The organism is Streptomyces sp. R44 (assembly GCF_041053105.1).
GTDB lineage: Bacteria > Actinomycetota > Actinomycetes > Streptomycetales > Streptomycetaceae > Streptomyces.
The window spans coordinates 4,279,447-4,299,555 of record NZ_CP163444.1 but is presented as its reverse complement, the minus strand read 5'-3'; the positions used below and the strand labels follow the sequence as shown (position 1 = coordinate 4,299,555).

17 protein-coding genes are annotated in these 20,109 nt (G+C 73.9%); 8 read left to right on the top strand and 9 right to left on the bottom strand.

The genetic code is table 11. The features are described 5' to 3' along the window. Positions 1-57: 57 nt before the first annotated feature. Entirely contained in the window at positions 58-582 is a 525-nt protein-coding gene (locus AB5J54_RS19885) for an Lrp/AsnC family transcriptional regulator (RefSeq protein WP_369149404.1), read from the bottom strand. A gap of 192 nt (positions 583-774) precedes the next feature. Here AB5J54_RS19885 and pdhA point away from each other — a divergent pair, with 192 nt between their 5' ends. From pdhA to AB5J54_RS19850, 7 genes are all read left to right on the top strand, one after another. Beyond that, entirely contained in the window at positions 775-1,935 is a 1,161-nt protein-coding gene (gene pdhA, locus AB5J54_RS19880) for a pyruvate dehydrogenase (acetyl-transferring) E1 component subunit alpha (RefSeq protein ID WP_369149403.1), read from the top strand. Next, the gene (locus AB5J54_RS19875) at positions 1,935-2,981 is read left to right on the top strand and encodes an alpha-ketoacid dehydrogenase subunit beta (protein ID WP_369145262.1); all 1,047 of its coding nucleotides are present in this window, start codon (positions 1,935-1,937) and stop codon (positions 2,979-2,981) included. The genes pdhA and AB5J54_RS19875 overlap by 1 nt, the downstream gene beginning before the upstream one ends. Continuing rightward, entirely contained in the window at positions 2,981-4,363 is a 1,383-nt protein-coding gene (locus tag AB5J54_RS19870) for a dihydrolipoamide acetyltransferase family protein (protein ID WP_369145261.1), read from the top strand. The genes AB5J54_RS19875 and AB5J54_RS19870 overlap by 1 nt, the downstream gene beginning before the upstream one ends. 153 nt (positions 4,364-4,516) lie before the next feature. Next, positions 4,517-5,404, top strand: a complete 888-nt coding sequence (locus AB5J54_RS19865) for an NTP transferase domain-containing protein (protein WP_369145260.1) — start codon at positions 4,517-4,519, stop codon at positions 5,402-5,404. Positions 5,405-5,415: 11 nt separating this feature from the next. Continuing rightward, a complete protein-coding gene (locus tag AB5J54_RS19860) occupies positions 5,416-6,714 on the top strand; it encodes a molybdopterin molybdotransferase MoeA (RefSeq protein ID WP_369145259.1) in 1,299 nt (432 codons plus the stop codon). Between the two features lie 20 nt (positions 6,715-6,734). Continuing rightward, the gene (locus tag AB5J54_RS19855; protein ID WP_369149402.1) at positions 6,735-7,796 is read left to right on the top strand and encodes a TrkA family potassium uptake protein; all 1,062 of its coding nucleotides are present in this window, start codon (positions 6,735-6,737) and stop codon (positions 7,794-7,796) included. 36 nt (positions 7,797-7,832) lie between these two features. After that, entirely contained in the window at positions 7,833-8,819 is a 987-nt protein-coding gene (locus tag AB5J54_RS19850) for an NAD(P)H-quinone oxidoreductase (protein ID WP_369145258.1), read from the top strand. A 65-nt stretch (positions 8,820-8,884) separates the two neighbouring features. On the opposite strand, the gene AB5J54_RS19845 is transcribed toward AB5J54_RS19850, so the two are convergent. From AB5J54_RS19845 to AB5J54_RS19820, 6 genes are all read right to left on the bottom strand, one after another. Next, positions 8,885-9,427 carry a bacterial proteasome activator family protein gene (locus AB5J54_RS19845; protein WP_369145257.1) on the bottom strand — a complete coding sequence of 181 codons (543 nt, stop codon included), beginning with the start codon at positions 9,425-9,427 and terminating at the stop codon, positions 8,885-8,887. A gap of 97 nt (positions 9,428-9,524) precedes the next feature. Beyond that, positions 9,525-12,389, bottom strand: a complete 2,865-nt coding sequence (locus tag AB5J54_RS19840; protein ID WP_369145256.1) for an FtsX-like permease family protein — start codon at positions 12,387-12,389, stop codon at positions 9,525-9,527. Further along, positions 12,386-13,120 carry an ABC transporter ATP-binding protein gene (locus tag AB5J54_RS19835; protein ID WP_369145255.1) on the bottom strand — a complete coding sequence of 245 codons (735 nt, stop codon included), beginning with the start codon at positions 13,118-13,120 and terminating at the stop codon, positions 12,386-12,388. Before AB5J54_RS19835 ends, AB5J54_RS19840 begins: the two co-directional genes overlap by 4 nt. 140 nt (positions 13,121-13,260) lie before the next feature. Further along, the gene (locus AB5J54_RS19830; RefSeq protein WP_369145254.1) at positions 13,261-13,968 is read right to left on the bottom strand and encodes a PadR family transcriptional regulator; all 708 of its coding nucleotides are present in this window, start codon (positions 13,966-13,968) and stop codon (positions 13,261-13,263) included. An 86-nt stretch (positions 13,969-14,054) separates the two neighbouring features. Next, a complete protein-coding gene (locus AB5J54_RS19825; RefSeq protein ID WP_369145253.1) occupies positions 14,055-14,762 on the bottom strand; it encodes a hypothetical protein in 708 nt (235 codons plus the stop codon). Between the two features lie 111 nt (positions 14,763-14,873). Then, entirely contained in the window at positions 14,874-16,532 is a 1,659-nt protein-coding gene (locus AB5J54_RS19820) for a protein kinase (protein WP_369145252.1), read from the bottom strand. A gap of 288 nt (positions 16,533-16,820) precedes the next feature. Here AB5J54_RS19820 and AB5J54_RS19815 point away from each other — a divergent pair, with 288 nt between their 5' ends. Next, positions 16,821-18,431, top strand: coding sequence for a protein kinase (locus AB5J54_RS19815; protein ID WP_369145251.1), 1,611 nt, complete (start codon positions 16,821-16,823; stop codon positions 18,429-18,431). A 25-nt stretch (positions 18,432-18,456) separates the two neighbouring features. Here AB5J54_RS19815 and AB5J54_RS19810 read toward each other — a convergent pair whose 3' ends face one another. Continuing rightward, a complete protein-coding gene (locus AB5J54_RS19810; protein WP_369145250.1) occupies positions 18,457-19,473 on the bottom strand; it encodes a phosphotransferase in 1,017 nt (338 codons plus the stop codon). A gap of 15 nt (positions 19,474-19,488) precedes the next feature. Further along, positions 19,489-19,986 carry a pyridoxamine 5'-phosphate oxidase family protein gene (locus AB5J54_RS19805; RefSeq protein WP_369145249.1) on the bottom strand — a complete coding sequence of 166 codons (498 nt, stop codon included), beginning with the start codon at positions 19,984-19,986 and terminating at the stop codon, positions 19,489-19,491. Positions 19,987-20,109: the final 123 nt, after the last annotated feature.

Sequence of the window (20,109 nt, the reverse complement as noted above, 5' to 3'; positions counted from 1 at the left end):
TCGTACAGGCGCTGCCCTCGTCCGGCCCACCGGCCCCCCCGTACGGGCTGCTCGGGGTCAGCGGCCCGGGTCGCGGTGGTCCGGGTCCAGGTCCGTCTCCTCGAAGACCAGCAGGGTCCGGGTGGAGAGCACCTCGGGGATCGACTGGAGCTTGGTGAGCACCAGCTCGCGCAGGGTCCGGTTGTCCGGTGTGTGGACGAGCAGCAGGACGTCGAAATCGCCGCTGACCAGGGCGATGTGCGCGGCTCCCGGCAGGGCCTGGAGCTGTTCGCGCACGGTCCTCCAGGAGTTCTGGACGATCTTGAGCGTGATGTAGGCGGAGGCGCCGTGCCCCGCCCTTTCGTGGTTCACGCGCGCGCTGAAGCCGCGGATCACCCCGTCGTCGATGAGCCGGTTGATCCGCGCGTACGCGTTGGCCCGGGAGACGTGCACCCGCTCGGCCACGGAGCGTATCGAGGCGCGGCCGTCCGTCTGGAGGATGCGCAGGATGTCGCGGTCGATGGCGTCCAGCGGGCGTGCCGGGACGCCTGGGACCACCGGTGCCGACGCCGGTGCGACGACCCGCTCCCAGTCCTCGGCCATTTGTTCATCCGCCATGTGCCCCCGCCTCTCTCCGGTGGACGACCTGCCCTCATCCCAGGCTGTGGAGAACCGTTTGTCCACAGGCTGGAGGTGCCTGTAGCCAAAATGCCTCCACGACCGAACAATCGGTAGGTGAGGCGCGCCACACTCGCGCCACCCGCCTTCGGGTCTTATGCCCGCTCCCACGAGGAGGTGGACTCGTTGCAACAGCGCAGTTCGACAGTCCAAGAGCCGCCCGGTGCCGTCACCGCACACCGGCACACCCCGTCGCCCGCCTGGCAGCCGCGCACGGACCCCGCGCCGCTGCTGCCCGAGACCGAGCCGCTGCGCGTGCTCGGCACGGACGCCGTGGCCGACGCCGACCCCGCGCTGCTGCTCCGGCTCTACGCGGAGCTGATCCGCGGCCGCCGGTACAACGCGCAGGCCACCGCCCTCACCAAGCAGGGCCGGCTCGCCGTGTACCCGTCCACCACCGGCCAGGAGGCGTGCGAGATCGCCGCCGCCCTCGCCCTGGAGGAGCGGGACTGGCTCTTCCCCTCGTACCGCGACACGCTCGCGGCCGTCGCCCGGGGCCTCGACCCCGTCCAGGCCCTGACCCTGCTGCGCGGCGACTGGCACACCGGGTACGACCCGCACGAGCACCGCATCGCGCCGCTCTGCACGCCGCTCGCCACCCAGCTGCCGCACGCCGTGGGCCTCGCCCACGCGGCCCGCCTCAAGGGCGACGACGTCGTCGCCCTCGCCATGGTCGGCGACGGCGGCACCAGCGAGGGCGACTTCCACGAGGCGCTGAACTTCGCCGCCGTCTGGCAGGCCCCCGTGGTCTTCTTCGTCCAGAACAACGGCTTCGCGATCTCCGTGCCGCTCGCCAAGCAGACCGCGGCCCCGTCCCTCGCCCACAAGGCCGTCGGATACGGGATGCCGGGCCGGCTCGTCGACGGCAACGACGCGGTCGCCGTCCACCAGGTGCTCACCGAGGCCGTGGCCCGCGCGCGGCGCGGCGGCGGACCCACCCTGGTCGAGGCCGTCACCTACCGGATCGACGCCCACACCAACGCCGACGACGCCACCCGCTACCGGGCGGACGGCGAGGTCGAGGCCTGGCGGGCGCACGACCCGATCCTGCTGCTCGAACGGGAACTGACGGAGCGTGGCCTGCTCGACGAGGACGGCAGGCGCGCGGCGGCGGAGGCCGCCGAGACGATGGCGGCGGAGCTGCGCGAACGGATGAACGCCGACCCGGTGCTCGACCCGATGGAAATCTTCTCCCACGTCTACGCGGAGCAGACGACACAGCTGCGCGAACAGGCGGCGCAGCTGCGCGCCGAGCTCGAAGCCGAGGGTGAGGCGTGATGACGACCGCGACGACCGGCACCGCGGCGGCCAAGGCCGGCGGGAACGCCGGGAAGCCGAAGCCGGCCACGATGGCGCAGGCGCTCCAGCGCGCCATGCGCGACGCGATGGCCGAGGACCCGACCGTCCACGTGATGGGCGAGGACGTCGGCACCCTCGGTGGTGTCTTCCGGGTCACCGACGGGCTCGCCAAGGAGTTCGGCGAGGACCGCTGTACCGACACCCCGCTGGCCGAGGCGGGCATCCTCGGCGCGGCCGTCGGCATGGCCATGTACGGCCTGCGGCCGGTCGTGGAGATGCAGTTCGACGCGTTCGCGTACCCGGCGTTCGAGCAGCTGCTCTCGCACGTGGCGAAGATGCGGAACCGGACGCGCGGCGCGATGCCGATGCCGATCGTCATCCGCGTGCCGTACGGCGGCGGGATCGGCGGCGTCGAGCACCACAGCGACTCCTCCGAGGCCTACTACATGGCCACCCCGGGGCTGCACGTCGTCACCCCGGCGACCGTCGAGGACGCGTACGGGCTGCTGCGGGCGGCCATCGCCTCCGACGACCCCGTGGTCTTCCTGGAGCCCAAGCGGCTCTACTGGTCCAAGTCGGACTGGTCCCCCGAGGCGCCCGCGGCCGTGGAGCCGATCGGCAAGGCCGTCGTGCGGCGCAAGGGCACCGGCGCCACCCTGATCACCTACGGTCCCTCGGTGCCGGTCTGCCTGGAGGCGGCGGAGGCCGCGCAGGCCGAGGGCTGGGACCTGGAGGTCGTCGACCTGCGCTCGCTCGTGCCGTTCGACGACGAGACCGTCTGCGCCTCGGTGCGGCGCACCGGCCGCGCGGTCGTCGTCCACGAGTCGACCGGCTTCGGCGGCCCCGGCGCGGAGATCGCCGCGCGCGTGACCGAGCGCTGCTTCCACCACCTGGAGGCGCCGGTGCTGCGGGTCGCGGGCTTCGACATCCCGTACCCGCCGCCGATGCTGGAGCGGCACCATCTGCCGGGCGTGGACCGGGTCCTGGACGCGGTGGCGCGACTGCAGTGGGAGGCGGGCAGCTGATGGCACAGGTCCTGGAGTTCAAGCTGCCCGACCTCGGTGAGGGGCTCACCGAGGCCGAGATCGTGCGCTGGCTCGTCGCCGTCGGCGACGTCGTCGCCATCGACCAGCCGGTCGTCGAGGTCGAGACGGCCAAGGCGATGGTCGAGGTGCCCTGCCCGTACGGCGGCGTCGTCACCGCCCGTTACGGCGAGGAGGGCACCGAACTGCCCGTCGGCGCACCGCTCCTGACGGTCGCCGTGGGCGGCACGGGCGCGCCGGAGGAGCTCGCGGAGGCGGCTCCCGAAGCGGCTCCGACGGCATCCGCCGAGGCCGTCTCCTCGGAGTACTCGGGCAATGTGCTCGTCGGCTACGGCACGGCCGGGCCCGCGGCCCGGCGCCGCCGGGTGCGGCACACGAACCCGGCGGCCGCGCAGGCTCCGGTGGCCGCTCCGGCTGCCGCTCCGGCCCCTGTCGCCGCTCCCGCCCCGGCGGCTCCGGCGTCGGCCGGGCACGAGGGGCCCGTGCCGGTCATCTCGCCGCTCGTGCGGAAGCTGGCCCGCGACCGGGGCCTCGATCTGCGGGAGGTGCGCGGATCCGGGCCCGAGGGGCTGATCCTGCGGGCCGACGTGGAGCTGGCCCTCGCGGCCCTGGAGCGGTCGGTCGCCGCTCCGGCGCCCGCAGCCGCCGCGCCGGTCGCGGCCCTCGCGGCTCCGGCCGGTGAGCGGATTCCGCTGCGCGGGGTCCGCGGCGTGGTGGCGGACAAGCTGTCCCGCAGCCGTACGGAGATCCCCGACGCGACCTGCTGGGTCGACGCCGACGCGACCGAGCTGATGGCGGCACGGACGGCGATGAACGCGGCAGGTGGATCGAAGATCTCGCTCCTCGCGCTCCTCGCGCGCATCTGCGTCCACGCCCTGGCCCGGTTCCCCGAGCTCAACTCCACGGTGGACATGGCCGCCCGGGAGATCGTCCGGCTGCCGTCCGTGCACCTCGGCTTCGCCGCCCAGACCCCGCGCGGGCTCGTCGTCCCCGTGGTCAAGGACGCGGGGACGCGCACGGCCGAGTCGCTGACGGCGGAGTTCGCCCGGCTGACGGAGGCGGCCCGGCAGGGTGCGATCACCCCGGCCGATCTGACCGGCGGCACGTTCACCCTCAACAACTACGGGGTGTTCGGGGTCGACGGCTCCACGCCGATCATCAACCACCCCGAGGCCGCCATGCTCGGTGTCGGCCGGATCATCCCCAAGCCCTGGGTGCACCAGGGCGAACTGGCCGTCCGTCAGGTGGTGCAGCTCTCGCTCACCTTCGACCACCGCGTCTGCGACGGCGGCACGGCCGGCGGCTTCCTGCGGTACGTGGCGGACTGCGTCGAGCAGCCCGCGGTCCTGCTCCGCACGGTCTGACGCGGGGCGTCCCCCACGGCGCCGCGCCGGTGCCGCACGGTCTGACGCGGGGCGTCCCCCACGGCGCCGCGCCGGTGCCTCCGTCCGACGGGCCCGTCTCAGCAAGGGAGACGGGCCCATCGGCCGTACCCTCCCGCGGCCCATACTGCTGGGGTGACCACCGCATACGACGCCGTCGTGCTCGCCGGGGGCGCCGCCCGGCGTCTCGGCGGCTCCGACAAGCCCGGGGTACGGATCGGGGGCCGGACCCTGCTCGACCGGGTGCTCGCGGCCTGCCCCGACGCCGGCCGCACCGTGGTCGTCGCCGCCCCCCGCCCCACGGCCCGTCCCGTCCGCTGGACCAGGGAGGACCCGCCCGGTGGCGGCCCGCTGGCCGCCCTCGGCGCCGGGGTACGGGAGACCGGCGCCGACGTCCTCCTCGTCCTCTCCGCCGACCTGCCCTTCCTCGACGGGGCCACCGTCCGCCGCCTCCTCGACGCGCTCGACGCGGCCCCCGAGGCCGAGGCCGCACTCCTCACCGACGCCGAGGGGCGGGACCAGCCGCTCGTCGCCGCGTACCGCCGCACCCCCCTCCTGCGCGAACTGGATCACGTCGCCGAAGAGCGGGGCACCCTCGACGGCGGACCCCTGCGCCGGCTCACCGGCGGACTCCGTCTCACCCGCGTCGCCGCCGACCCCCTGGCCTCCTTCGACTGCGACACCTGGGAGGACATCGCCACGGCCCGGGCCCGCATCAGGGAGCATGGGAGCGTGCTGGATGAATGGATCACCGCAGTCAAGACCGAACTGGGCATCGAACTGGACGTCGACACCGGCGTGCTGCTCGACCTCGCCCGCGACGCCGCCCACGGCGTGGCCCGCCCCGCCGCGCCCCTGACCACCTTCCTGGTCGGCTACGCGGCAGCCCGCGCGGGCGGCGAGGGCGGGCCCGAGGCCGTCGCCGAGGCCGCCCGCAAGGCCGCCGCGCTCGCCCAGCGCTGGGCCGCCGAACAGGACGGCGAGCAGCCCGCCGAGCAGCCCGCCGAAAAAGCCACCGAGTAGGACGAGGCCGGATGACCCTGAAGGAGCCCGCATCCGTGGCCCCGGGAACGACCACAGCCGCGCGGGCCGAGCCGCCGCACCGCGCCACCGCCTGGCCCGAGGCCCGGGCCGCCGCCGCCCGCGCCGGAACCGCCGCGCGGGCCGGCCGCGAGCCGCGTCGCCTTCCGCTCGGGCAGACACTCGGACGGGTCCTGGCCGAGCCGCTCCTCGCCCTCACCGACCTGCCCTCCTTCGACACCTCCGCCATGGACGGCTGGGCCGTGGCGGGCCCGGGCCCCTGGACCGTCCGCGCGGAGACCCCCGTCCTCGCCGGGCACGCGCCCGCCGCCGCACTGGCCGAGGGCGAGGCCGTACGGATCGCCACCGGCGCCCCCGTCCCGCCCCGGACCACCGCCGTCATCCGCAGCGAGCACTCCCGCACGGCGCGGACCGGGGCCGCGGGTCTCGTGCTGCACGCCCTGCGCGACGTGGCCCCGCGGCAGGACATCCGGCCCCGGGGCCAGGAGTGCCGCTCCGGCGACGAGCTGCTCCCCGCGGGCACCGTCGTGACCCCCGTCGTCCTGGGCCTCGCCGCGGCCGCCGGCTACGACGAGCTCGCCGTACCGGTGCGCCCCCGGGTCGAGGTCCTCGTCCTCGGCGACGAGCTGCTCACGGCCGGGCTCCCCCACGAGGGGCTCATCCGCGACGCCCTCGGCCCGATGCTCGGCCCCTGGCTGGAGGCGCTCGGCGCCGAGGTGCTCGCCACCCGGCGGATCGGCGACGACGCCGAGGAGCTGTACGCGGCCGTCACCGGCTCCGCCGCCGATCTGGTCGTCACCACCGGAGGCACCGCCGCCGGGCCCGTCGACCACCTCCACCGGGTGCTCGACAAGGCGGGCGCCACGCTCCTCGTCGACGGGGTGAAGGTCCGCCCCGGTCACCCCATGCTCCTCGCGGCCCTCGGCGGCCACCGCCACCTGGTCGGCCTGCCCGGCAACCCGCTCGCCGCCGTCTCCGGGCTCCTCACGCTCGCTCAGCCGCTCCTCGCCGCCCTCGGCGGCACCTCTCCCGCCGAGGGCCGCGCCCCCGTCGCGGAAGAGGTGCACGGGCATCCGTACGACACCCGGCTCGTCCCGGTCGTCCGGCACGGCGAGCGGCTCGTTCCGCTGCGCTACAACGGGCCCGCCATGCTCCGGGGCATCGCCGTCGCGGACGGCATGGCCGTCGTCCCGCCCGGCGGTGCCCGGTCCGGCCAGGAGCTCGATGTCCTCGACCTTCCCTGGCCGCCGACATCGCGCGCCGTACCGGCCCAGGGAGCGTGTTTCACGTGAAACTTCCCAGCCGTGACGCGATGGCCCGGAACGCGGAGGAGCGGATCTCGGGCCCGCAGGTCCGACTGCCCCGCAGGGTCGTCGAGCGGCCGCTGCGCCAGGTCGGCAAGCGGCTGCTGATGGCGCTCGGCGTCCTGTTCGTGACGGTCCTCATCGTCTATGTGGACCGCGACGGCTACCACGACAACGCCGACGAGAAGCTCGACTTCCTCGACTGCGCCTACTACGCGACCGTGACGCTCTCCACCACCGGATACGGCGACATCGTCCCGTACAGCGACACGGCCAGGCTCGCGAACATCCTCCTCGTCACGCCGCTGCGCGTGCTGTTCCTGATCATCCTGGTCGGCACCACTCTCGAGGTCCTCACCGAACGGACCCGGGAGGAGTTCCGGCTGAACCGCTGGAGGTCCACCTTGCGCGACCACACCGTCATCGTCGGATTCGGGACGAAGGGGCGGTCCGCGATCCAGACGCTCTGCGCGACCGGACTCCGCAAGGACCAGATCGTCATCGTCGACCCCTCCACCAAGGTGATCGAGACGGCGAACGCGGACGGCTTCGTCGGGGTCATCGGCGATGCCACCCGCAGCGACGTCCTGCTGCGGGCCGAGGTGCAGCGGGCCCGGCAGATCGTGATCGCGACCCAGCGCGACGACACGGCGGTCCTGGTCACCCTGACGGCGCGCCAGCTCAACCGCGGCGCGAAGATCGTCGCCGCGGTCCGCGAGGAGGAGAACGCGCCGCTCCTCCGCCAGTCCGGTGCGGACGCGGTCATCACCAGCGCCAGCGCCGCCGGGCGCCTGCTCGGCCTCTCCGTGCTGAGCCCCAGCGCCGGCACGGTGATGGAGGACCTCATCCAGCAGGGCTCGGGCCTCGACCTCGTGGAACGGCCGGTGACCAAGAGCGAGGTCGGCAAGAACGTGCGGGAGACCGGCGACCTGGTGGTGAGCGTGCTCCGCGGCCACCGGCTGCTCGGGTACGACGACCCCGCGGCCAGCCCCCTCCAGCTCACCGACCGGGTGATCACCATCGTGCGCGCCGCGCCGGTGACCCCGCTCTCCACGCCGCCCGAGGACTGAGCCCGCACCCAGCACGGCGGGAGTAGCCTCGCCGCCATGTATGCGATCACGATTCCGGAACCCGGTGGTCCCGAGGCCCTCGTCTGGGCCGAGGTGCCCGATCCCGTACCCGGCGAGGGCGAGGTGCTCGTCGAGGTCGTGGCGAGCGCGGTCAACCGCGCCGATCTGCTCCAGCGCCAGGGCTTCTACGACCCGCCGCCGGGCAGCTCCCCCTACCCCGGCCTGGAGTGCGCGGGCCGGGTCGCCGCGCTCGGCCCCGGGGTGTCCGGCTGGGCCGTCGGCGACGAGGTGTGCGCGCTGCTCTCCGGCGGCGGCTACGCCGAGAAGGTCGTGGTCCCGGCCGGCCAGCTGCTGCCCGTCCCGGAGGGCGTCGACCTGGCCACGGCCGCCGCGCTCCCCGAGGTCGCGTGCACCGTCTGGTCCAACATCTTCATGCTGGCCCACCTGCGGCCCGGCGAGACGCTGCTCGTGCACGGCGGTGCGAGCGGCATCGGCACGATGGCGATCCAGCTGGCGAAGGCGGTCGGCGCGCGGGTCGCGGTCACCGCCGGAGGCCCCGAGAAGCTGGCGCGCTGCGCCGAGCTGGGCGCGGACATCCTCATCGACTACCGCGAGCAGGACTTCGTCGAGGAGCTGGCGAAGGCGACGGACGGCGCCGGCGCGGACGTCATCCTGGACATCGTGGGCGCCAAGTACCTGGAGCGGAACGTGCGGGCGCTGGCCGTGAGCGGCCGCCTGGTCGTCATCGGCCTCCAGGGCGGGGTGAAGGGCGAGCTGAACCTCGGGGCGCTGCTCAGGAAGCGCGCCGCGGTCCTGGCGACCACGCTGCGGTCCCGTCCGGCGCAGGAGAAGGCGGCGATCGTCGCGGCCGTACGGGAGCACGTCTGGCCGCTGATCGGCGCGGGCACGGTCCGGCCGGTCGTCGACCGCACCGTGCCGATGCCGGAGGCCGCCGAGGGGCACCGGGCCCTTGAGGAGAGCGGCCACGTCGGCAAGGTCCTGCTGCTCGTACCGCAGGGCTGAACCCCATGAGGAAGGGCCCGGCACACGTCGTGTGCCGGGCCCTTCCTCCGTACGCGGAGAACGACCTACAGGTACGGTCCCGAGCGCACCGCCCCGTGGCCGTGGTCGTCGTCATCGTCGTGGGACGCACCCGGAGGCAGTGCGCGGCGCATCTGCTCCAGCTGGGCGCGGGCCGCCATCTGCTGGGCGAACAGCGCCGTCTGGATGCCGTGGAACAGGCCTTCGAGCCAGCCCACCAGCTGCGCCTGTGCGATGCGCAGCTCCGCCTCGGAGGGGATCGCCTCGTCCGTGAACGGCAGGGAGAGCCGCTCCAGTTCCTCGACGAGCTCGGGAGCGAGCCCGTCCTCCAGCTCCTTCACGGAGCTGGCGTGGATGTCCTTGAGCCTGACCCGGCTCGCCTCGTCCAGAGGGGCCGCCCGTACTTCCTCCAGGAGCTGCTTGATCATGCTGCCGATCCGCATGACCTTCGCAGGCTGCTCGACCATTTCCGTCACCGGGACCTCGCGGGGTTCGTCGTCGCCCTGAGCGCCGCCGAGGGCCATCCCGTCCTGTCCCACGATGAGGACCTGGGGGCTCTCCTGCGACCTGTCATTCCTCGGCATCTCCATGCCGCCATTCTCTCGTACACACGCGTCACCACAGGGTGTGCCCCTGTACGGGGGTGATCCACCCTCGTACAGGGGCACAGGACGGGAACGAAGACCGTCAGGTCGCCGCGCGCCGGGCCAGCGCACCGCGCGAGCGGGTCACCAGGGCCGCGAGCAGGGCCGCGCCGAGCGGGACGGCGACGAGCAGGCCGGCCAGGGTCTCCCAGGGGATGACGATCGGCACGTGCGGCGGGGTGAGGTCGCCGCTCCAGCCCTCGGCGAGGTTCTGCTCGTAGAAGCGGATCTGGTCGCGCTCCTCGGTGAGCCGGAGCCCCACGGCGGGCAGCAGTCCGGCGGCCGAGCCGAGGAGCACGCCCATCGCGGCGACGACTCCGCACTGGAATCCGCTGAGCGTGCGGCGGACCCGGGGCGGGGCGCCGACGGCGGCGAGCGTCTTCAGATCCGCCTCGGCATCGGCCTGGGCGAGTCCGGTGGCGATGCCGGCGGCGCCGATGGTGACCAGGCCCGCGAAGATCGCCAGGGAGAGCAGGATGATGCCGTTGTCGTTGACGAAGCCCTCCTCCAGGTGCAGCTCGACGTTGCTGCCGAGCTTGGCGAGGTCGCTGTCGAGCTTCTGGCGCTGCTCGCTGTCCGGGAGCCGGTCGGTGCTGACGTACACGCCCAGCGGGGCCGTGGACAGGCCGGTGGCCTTGGCGGTGGCCGGGGTCATGAGGGCCTGGACGCCGTAGGACTTCTGGCCCTCGGGCACCAGGTACGCGGGCACGGTGCTGACCTTGCCGGGTGCGGGGCGGCCCTGCTCGGAGGCCTTGTCGGCGGCGGCGAGGTCGGTGATCTGCTTGATCCCGACGGTGCCGTCCTTCGCGACCAGCGCGCGGTTGAAGGCGACGATCCGGCCGTCGGCGAGGGCCTTCACGGTCGCGGGGTCGTCGACGCCGAGGACCTGGAGCAGCTTGGCGTCGCCGACGACCAGGCCGCCGTCGGTGACGTACATCCCGCTGCTCTGGTTGTCCTTGCAGCGCCAGTCCTCGGTGAGCATCTTCCGCCGCTGGGCGGGTGTGTACTTCTCCGAGGGGTCGCCGCCGCCCGGGACCGTCGCGTACATCGGGCACTCGTTCGCCCGGGGGACGACGACCTCGTAGCGGCCGCAGCCGGCGCCCTCGCCCCAGGGTGGGCAGCCGGGCTTGCCGACGGAGACGCGCCCGACGTCGGCGCGGACGTCGACCGGGAAGTTGCGCTGGACGGCGTCGCGGACCGCGGGGACGTCCCGGCCGCCCTCCTCCTGGACGAAGGCGGCGGCGACGCCGTACGGCAGGGTGGCCTCGTAGTCGGCCTGGTTCTGGGCCTCGCGGCTGGCCATGTACGTGGAGACGGCGACCGTGCCCGCGACGGCGGCCAGGACGGCGGCGACGGCGGGTGCCGTACGGCCCCGGTTGCGGACGGCGTCCCGCAGCGCGAGGCGCGGGGAGAGCGGCAGCCAGCGGCCGGTCCGGCCGAAGAGGCCCACCAGGGCCGGGGTCATGGCGACGACGCCCAGCTCGGCGAGGGCGGAGCCGGCGGCCACGAGGGTGACCTGCTGGGAGACCATCGAGCCGAAGAGGGCGACCGCGCCGCCGACGAGGAGGGCCGCCAGGCCGATCAGGGGCAGCACCCGGCTGCTGCGGCGGACTCCGCGCCGGCCGGTGAGCGAGGCGAGGACGGTCTGCCGGGAGGCGGTGACGGCCGGGACGACGGCGGCGAGCAGACCCGTGAGGACGGCGAGCAGCGCGATGCCGAGGAGTTCGAGGGGCCGGATGTCGAAGGCCCCGAACCGCTGGCCCATGGTGTCCTCCAGGACCGGCTCCAGCAGCAGCGTCAGGACCAGGGCGAGGACGGTGCCGGTGACGGCGGCGGCGACGCCGATGACCAGACCGCCGCTCAGCACGATCGCCCGGATGTGGCTGCGGGCACCGCCGTTGGCCCCGACCAGACCGAGCTGGCGGCGCGAGCGGCGGGCGCCGACCGCGAAGGCGGGTCCGGCGAGGAGGCAGATCTCCAGCATCGCCAGGCCCACGACGGTGGCGAGGGAAGCGAGCTCGGCGGCATCGGCCCCCGGGCTGGACTCGTAACCGCCCCAGCCCTCCTTCTGGTTGAGCGGCACCTCGGACGCGGCGGGCGGGTCGAGCATCACGGCGCGCGAGACGACGGCGACGCCCTTGGTGTTGATCTCCTTGACGTTGTTCCACGTGAAACCACCGGGCTTGCGCACCAGGTACGAGACGGAGACGTCGGGAGCGGGCAGACCGGCCTTCTCGACCGCCTTCGCGTACGGGGCGAGGAAGGCACCCGGCAGCGCGTTGACCTGGTCGGCGTTGAGCGTGTCGGGAAGCTCGTAGGAGCCGACGATCCGGTACGGGCGATCGAAGTTGCGGGCGGAAAGGGTCGAGCCGACCGACAGACCGCTGGTCTCCAGGAAGTGGGAGGTCGCGATGACCTCGTCGTTCTTCTCCGGGAAACGCCCGTCCAGGAGCGTCAGGATGCCCCGGGCGATCGGATCGGAGGCCTTCAGCTCACGCACCTCGGTCATGAGCAGACCGTGGGCCGTCGTCAGCTTCGCCGAACCGACCCCGTCCGTGAGGACGGTGGAGCCCGCGGGGACCGTCTTCGTGACGTCGGTGGGGCCGCTCGGCCACGGCTCGTTCTCGTAGTCCTTGACCGTCGTGTGCATCTCGCCGGTCGGGTCCTGGAAGATCGGGACACCGCCGACCTGGGCGTCCCTGAAGCGCGCGTCGGCCGCGCCGATCGTCCGCTCCACCTTCTCGGCGGGGGAGAGTTCGGAGCTGCGGTAGGTCAGATCGAGGGCGCTGACGCCGAGGATCGGCAGCGCGATCATCGCGAGGACGAGAGCGCTGCGGCCCTTGGAACGCCAGGCGTCGCGGCGGGCTATGCGGATCGCGGCCCGCCAGGAGTGGAACCAGGTCTTCACGCTTCGGCCACCTGGCCCGACAGGAGGGAATCGGCCTCGCTGCGCACCGTCTGGTCGACGATGGCACCGTCCCGCAGGAACACCACCCGGTCGGCCCAGGCGGCGAACCGCGGCTCGTGGGTGACGAGGACACCGGCGGCGCCCGCGTCGCAGCGGGAGCGGAGCAGGGCGAGCACGGACTCACCGGTCTCGGAGTCGAGGGCGCCGGTCGGCTCGTCGGCGAGGACGAGGCGGCGGTCGCCGACGAGGGCGCGGGCGATGGCCACCCGCTGCTGCTGGCCGCCGGACATCTCGTCGGGGAAGCGGTCGGCGAGGTGCCCGAGGCCCATCTCCTCCAGCGCGGCGAGGGCCTCGACGCGGGCCTTGCGGGCGGAGGTCCCGTCCAGCTCGCGGGGTAGGGCGACGTTCTCGGCGGCGGTCAGGGCCGGGATGAGGTTGTAGTCCTGGAAGACGTAGCCGATGCTGCGGCGGCGCAGGGCCGCGAGCTCCTTGACGCTCGCGGTGGTGATGTCGGTGTCCTCGACGATCACTCGCCCGGAGCTGGGGGTGTCCAGGCCGCCCGCGATGGTCAGCAGCGTGGACTTGCCGGAGCCCGACGGGCCCATGACGGCGACGAGTTCACCGGGGTACACGGCGAGGTCGATGCCCCGCAGGGCATGCACCTCGGTGGCGCCCGCGCCGTGGACGCGGGTCAGGTTCTGGAGTTGCAGCACGGGCTGCTGTGCGGTCATGGAGGGGTCCCCCCGATTGGCCGTACGCGGCGGTCGGGCCGGGTACGGGAGCGTGCGGTGGAAGGTGGTGCGTCGGCGGTACGGGCGGGACGCGGGCGTGCGGGCGGCGCGCCCCGGGCGTACCGGTGGTCGAAGAGCGCCTAGGAGCTTGAAGTGCCCGGCGCGGTGAGGGTGCCCGGGGCCGTCGGGGTGCCCGGCGCGGTGAGGGTGCCCGGGGCCGTCGGGGTGCCCGGCGCGGTGAGGGTGCCCGGGGCCGTCGGCGTGCCCCGGTCGGTCGGGGTCGCCGTGGTGCCCGCGGCGGCCGACGCCGACAGGCGGATCAGCCGGGACTCGCAGTGGTCCAGCCAGCGGGCCTCCGCCTCGGTCTGGAAGATCAGCTGCTCCAGGACGAGCAGCCAGGCCACGTCGTCGCGTCCCCCGGCCCCGCCGCCCTCGACGGCGACGAGGGCCTGCGCCTTGAGCCGGGTGTAGTCCTGCATCGCCTTCACGGTGTGCCGGCGCTGGGACTGGATGACGTCGCGGATGTCGACGCCGGGCGCGCCCACGGCCATGGCGAGCTTGATGGCCAGCTCGTCACGGGCGGGGCTGGTGCGGTCCACCGGCTTCTCGAACCAGGTCCTGAGCTCGGCGCGGCCGCTGTCGGTGATCGCGTAGAGCGTGTGTCCGGCCTCGTCCTCGCCGCCCTGGGCGACCATGCCGTCGCGTTCGAGCCGGTTGAGGGTCGTGTAGACCTGGCCGACGTTGAGCGGCCAGGTGGAGCCGGTGCGGGACTCGAACTCCGTACGGAGCTGGGAGCCGTAGCGAGGGCCGCGTTCGAGGAGGGCGAGGAGCCCGTGGCGGATCGACATACTCAGTATGTATACCGGGTATGCCGTCGCGGACAACCGTCCCCGGAGGGACACGGGGGGTCCGACTCAAGGGGGACCCGGCGGGTTCAGCGGCGCCGCATCCGGAGCCCGAGGAAGCCGATGCCGAGCCCCATCAGGGCGAGTCCCACGCCCAGGGTGAGGACGGGAATCCGCTGGTCGACGAGGGTGGGCGCGGCCTCGGAGGCCATTCCGGGGGCCGCGGCGGGCAGGCTGGCGGGCGCCGCCTCGGGCAGCACCGGGTCCTCCTCGCGTACCGGCTCGTCGGCCGCATCGGCGGACTCGCGCCCGCGCGGGCTTGTAGCGGTTTCGGTACGTGAGGGGCCGGGCGACGGCGCCGAGGCGGTCGCGGAGCGGGCCTCGGACTCGCCGCGCCCCGGGCGGGTCCGCCCCTCTCCGGCGGGCCGCCCCGCGAGGGAGGCGGAAGCGCTGGGGGTGGGCGCGTCGGACGGTTCGGCGCTCGGCCCGGGCGGGGCGGAGGGCACTGCGGTGCCGGTGCCGGTGCCGGTGGGCGCGGGCGCGGGAGAGGCGGGGCCGCGGGTGGGGCCCGCGGAAGGGCCCGGGGAGGCGGGCGGGGAGGGGTCGTCCGATGGCTCGGTCGACGGCGGCGTGGCGGAGGGCGGGGTCGCCACCGGCCCCGGGGCGGTCGCGGAGGTGCCGGGGGCCTGTACGCCGTACCCGACGGGTGCGGCGTACAGGGCGCAAGCGCAGAGGAACGCGCAGGTGAGCGCCGGGCGAAGGACCCGCGCGCGTGCCTTGCGGAGTGCTGGAGTCACCGGGTGACCCCCTCCCGTACCGAGCCGCCGAGGTGTTCGACTCAGCGTAAACATGCCGGGACAATTCCGGCATCCGGGACGGGTGCAGGGGGCGTACGGCGGTCCTCGCGGCTACTGCGGCGGGTTGCCCGTCGAGATCTTGAGGGTGAACTCGGCGTCCGCGTCCGTGATGTCCTGGCCGGCCGGCGGGTACTGCTCCAGGACCGTGCCCTCGCCGTACGTGGCCTCGTCCACCGGGGTCTGGGTCATGATCTTCCACCCGGCCGCCTGGACACACGCCTTCACCGACTGGATGTTCTTGTAGGTGAAGTTCGGGACCTCGAACTTGGACGGGTCGTCGCTCGACTCCGAAGGCTGCGTGCACTTCTTCGTGTCGATCGTCTTGGTCAGGTCGGGGCCCTTGTGGCCCGGCGCCGCGGACTCGCTCTGCTCGGTCTGCGTGCCGCCCGTGCCGCCCGCCTGCGGGTCCTCTTCCTTGTTCAGGTTGAGCGCGACGAGCAGGCCGCCGATCGCGAGCAGCGCGACGGCGATCGCGCCGACGAGCACCGGGGTGTTCCGCCGGGAACCGGAGCCGGAGACGGAGGCACCGGAGCCGCCCGCGACCGTGCCCGGTCCGGGCATGGGCGCCGGCGTGGGGGCGTACGGCGCGGGGGCCGGGGTCGGCGCGTACGGCGCGGGCGTCGGCGCCTGCTGCGGGTAGCCGTACGCCGGGGCGGGCGCCGGGGTCGCGGGGCCGTACGGGCCGGGCTGCGGCGTCGGCATGTACGGCTGCTGCACGCCGGGGTGCGGGGTCGGCGGCGGGGTCTGGCCGACGGGCGGGAAGACCGCCGAGCCGACGCCCGCACCGCTGCTGACCGGGCCGCCCTGGACGATCATCGGGGCACCGGTCTGGCCGGCCGAGAGCACCCGCAGGCACTCGTCCCGCATCGCGGCCGCGCTCGGGAACCGCTCGTTCGGGTTCTTCCGCAGCGCGCGGGCGACGAGCGCGTCCATCGCCGGCGTCACCGAGCGGTTGACGGAGGACGGGGCGACCGGCTCCTCCTGCACGTGCGCGTAGGCGATGGCGAGCGGCGAGTCGGCGTCGAAGGGCAGCCGGCCCGTCAGCAGCTGGAAGAGCATGATGCCGACCGAATAAAGGTCGGAGCGGGCGTCCACCGCACGGCCGAGGGCCTGCTCGGGGGAGAGGTACTGGGGGGTGCCGACGACCATGCCGGTCTGGGTCATCGAGGTGACCCCGGACTGCATGGCCCGCGCGATGCCGAAGTCCATGACCTTGACCACGCCGCGCTTGGTCTGCATCACGTTGCCCGGCTTGATGTCGCGGTGGACCAGGCCCATCTCGTGGCTGACCTCCAGGGCGGCCAGCACGTCGGCCGTGACCTTGAGGGCCTTGTCGGCCGGCATCGCACCGTACTGCTGGACGTCGGCGGCGAGGACCGAGCCGAGCGGCTGTCCCTCCACGTACTCCATGACGATGTACGGCATGACGGCGCCGTCGAGGGTGTCCTCGCCGGTGTCGAAGACCGAGACGATGTTCGTGTGCGACAGCTTCGCGACGGCCTGCGCCTCGCGCCGGAACCGCTCGCGGAAAGACTGCTCCCGGCCGAGCTCCGTGTGCAGCGTCTTGATGGCGACCTGCCGGTCGAGAGCGCTGTCGTACGCCAGGTACACCGACGCCATGCCGCCCTCGCCGAGCAGGTCACGCAGCTGGTACCGGCCGCCCGCGACCGAACCGCCCGCATAGCGGCCCTGTGCGCCGTCCTGGCTCATCTGTGCTTCCCCCTACGCGCGCGTGGCGGCGTCGATCCGGAATTTCCTGGCGCAAGTCTGCCGTAGGGCAGAGACACGTCAAGCCAGGCACCCGTTCGGTACCCGTTCCGTGACCCTCCGCACAGGAGGCAATCCCCGAACCGTTTCCGCGCTCTCGGGGGAAACCCGTCGAATTTGCACAGGTGTACATCGAGGGGGTTGGATGGCCGGTCCATCTCGGACCGTGGTGTCGTACGAAGCCTGTAGCGTGACGACTGGACACGGCACGACAGACGACGGCGAGGACTGATGGCACCCGAATCCGGAGCAGGTGGCGGTGTGCCGGACGCGTCGGCGGAATCCTGGGGCGAGGGCGGAGTCGTCGGCGACGGCCGCTACCGGCTGACGCACCGTCTGGGCCGGGGCGGCATGGCGGAGGTCTTCGCCGCCGAGGACGTACGGCTGGGCCGCACCGTGGCCGTCAAGCTGCTGCGCGCCGACCTCGCCGAGGACCCGGTCTCCAAGGCCCGCTTCACCCGCGAGGCGCAGTCCGTCGCCGGGCTCAACCACCACGCCATCGTCGCCGTGTACGACTCCGGCGAGGACCTCGTGGGCGGCCGGCCCGTGCCGTACATCGTGATGGAGCTGGTCGAGGGCCGCACCATCCGCGACCTGCTGCTCAGCGCCGAGGCGCCCGGTCCCGAGCAGGCGCTCATCATCGTCTCCGGGGTCCTGGAGGCGCTGGCCTACTCGCACCAGCACGGCATCGTGCACCGCGACATCAAGCCGGCGAACGTGATCATCACGCACACGGGTGCGGTGAAGGTCATGGACTTCGGCATCGCGCGCGCCCTGCACGGCGCGCAGTCGACGATGACCCAGACCGGCATGGTCATGGGCACGCCGCAGTACCTCTCCCCCGAGCAGGCCCTCGGCAAGGCGGTCGACCACCGCTCCGACCTGTACGCGACCGGCTGCCTGCTCTACGAACTCCTCGCGCTGCGTCCCCCCTTCACCGGCGAGACCCCGCTGTCCGTCGTGTACCAGCACGTGCAGGACGCGCCGGTCCCGCCGTCCGAGGTCACGGGGTCCGTGCCGCCGGAGCTCGACGGCCTCGTCATGCGCTCCCTCGCGAAGGACCCGGACGACCGGTTCCAGAGCGCCGAGGAGATGCGCGGGCTCATCCAGTACGGCCTGCAGATGCTCCAGCAGCAGGGCGGCCACATCGGCACGTGGAACACCGGGCCGGTCGCGGTCTACGAGGGCGGGCACACCCCGGGCGGCGGCATGGCCGCGACGACCGCGTTGGGCCACCCGATGCACGGCGAGACCGCGCAGGGCCCGATCCTCCCGCCGATGAACCCGGACGACGGCGGTTACGGCGGCTACGACGGCGGCACGGGCGGCACCGGCGGCTACGGCCAGGGCGGATACAACGCGGGCAACGGCGGCAAGGGCGGCCGCGGCAAGGTGTTGCTGTTCGCCGCGCTCGCGCTGGTCGCGGTCGTCGCCGGCGTCGTGTACGCGGTGAACAAGGCGAACGACGCCGGCGGCACGGTGAAGCCGCCGACGACCGTCAGCAACTCGCCGTCCACCGTCTCCCAGGAGCCCACCGCCTCGGAGGAGCCCTCCCAGGAGCCCACCGACGAGCAGGGCACGTCGACCGGCGGCTCGACCGACCAGCCGTGGACCCCGCCGTCGACGCACACGACGACCGAGCCCACGAGCACGCCGACGACCGCGCCGCCGACCGAGACCACGGACACGCCGACGACCGAGCCCACGGACACGCAGACGAAGACGAGCGCGCCGCCGACCGACAACCCGACCCAGCCGACCGGCGACCCGACCGACGACTCCTCCGGCGGCAACGGCAACCCGGGCACCCCGACCACGGGCACGGGCACCCAGGGCGGCTGACCCCGGTGACGCCCCGCCGGCGAGCTCAGCCGGCGAAGGCGTCGCGGACCGCCGCGTACTCACGCGTCCACCACACCGCCAGGGCCGACACCGCGGGAAACTGCGGGTCGGCCCTGCGGTCGTGCAGCTGGTAGCGCCAGCGCAGGGTCCAGAAGTCGTTGAGCCGCTCCCACCACACCCGGTGCGCCGCCGCCGCCAGCTCGGCGCCGTCCGCGCCCGTCTCGCGCCGGTACGCGCGCGCGTACGCCCGTACCTTCTCCAGGGCCAGCTGCCCCTCGGGCCGTACGAAGAAGATCGCGGCGGCCCTGACCGCCTCCTCGGCCCTGGGGCGGACCCCCAGCCGGTCCCAGTCGACGATGGCGGCGGGCTCCGCGCCCCGGTACAGCAGGTTCAGCGGATGGAAGTCGCCGTGCACCCAGCCGGCGGCGGAGGCGGCCGGCGGCCGGTGGTGGGCGTGCTGGGCGAGCAGCCGGCGCCGCTCCCTGAGCCGGTGCTCGGCGAGCGCGTCGAAGCTGTCGCGGGGGCGGTGCGCGCGGGCGAGCCGGAGTAGCTCCTCGATGGCCCGGAAGGTGTCCTCGGGGCGGGCGCTCTCGTGCTCGCCGCCCGGCGGCGGGGACTCCATGACCTGCTCCAGGCAGGTGTGGACGCGGCCGAGGAGGGTCCCGAGCCGCCGTGAGCAGCCGGTGGAGAGCTGGGCGCCGTCGCGGTGTCGGCCGTCGACCCAGGGGTGCAGGGCGTAGCAGTGGCCGCCGACGAGGGCGACCGTGCGGCCGCGGCCGTCGGGGAGCGGCGGGGCCACGGGCAGGCCGAGCGCGTGCAGGCGCTGGGTGGCCCGGTGCTGGCGGGTGATGGTGGCCCGGTCGGAGGTGGGGGCGTCCAGGTGCTGCTTGAGGAAGTAGGCGCCGCGGGTGGTGGAGAGCCGGTAGCCGCGGTTGAGGAGGCCCTCGGTCACGGGGACGCAGGAGAGGGGCTCGCCGACGTCCCTGTAGCGGCGCAGGAGGGGGCCGACGGGCGGAGCGAGGGGTACAGATGAGCGCGGCACTCCGCAGATGTTAGATCACGCTGCGTGGTGCAGATGTCGCTCCCCGGAAGGGGGCTCGGGGCGGTGCTCGGGGCGGCTCTCGGGGCGGTCGTCGGAAGGGGCCTCGGGGTGGGATTCCGGCTGCCCGCTGTAGTCGAGCTCGTGGACCGTCACGAACTGCGGTTCGATCCGCATGAACACCGGGGTGAAGGGCTCGCCGTCCACCCGCACCGGCTCGGGGCCGAAGGCCGCCAGCTCCTCCTCCGTCGGCTCGACGATCTCCGCGGTGCCGGTGAACTGCACGGACCAGATGCGCTCGGCGCCGGAGTCGCAGTTGTCCGCACCGTACGCGACGACGCTGCCGTTGCACGCGCGGTGGTAGCCGAGACCCCGGTGCATCCGGAGCAGGACACGGCCTTCGGCCACGATGTGGCGGGCGGGGGCGACGAACGGCATCGCCCGCATGCTCGTCGCCACCCGGCCGTACGACACACGGCTGAGCAACTCGATGGCGCGGATCTCGTCGGTGGACATGGTCTCCACTCTCCGCCACCGGCACCGTGTCGGAAAAGGGGCCCCTGCCCCGGTTCGACGGGGACGTAGGTCCCGAAACCGGGCCGTCGGCCCCGGCCTGGCCCGTACGGGTGGGACCGGGGC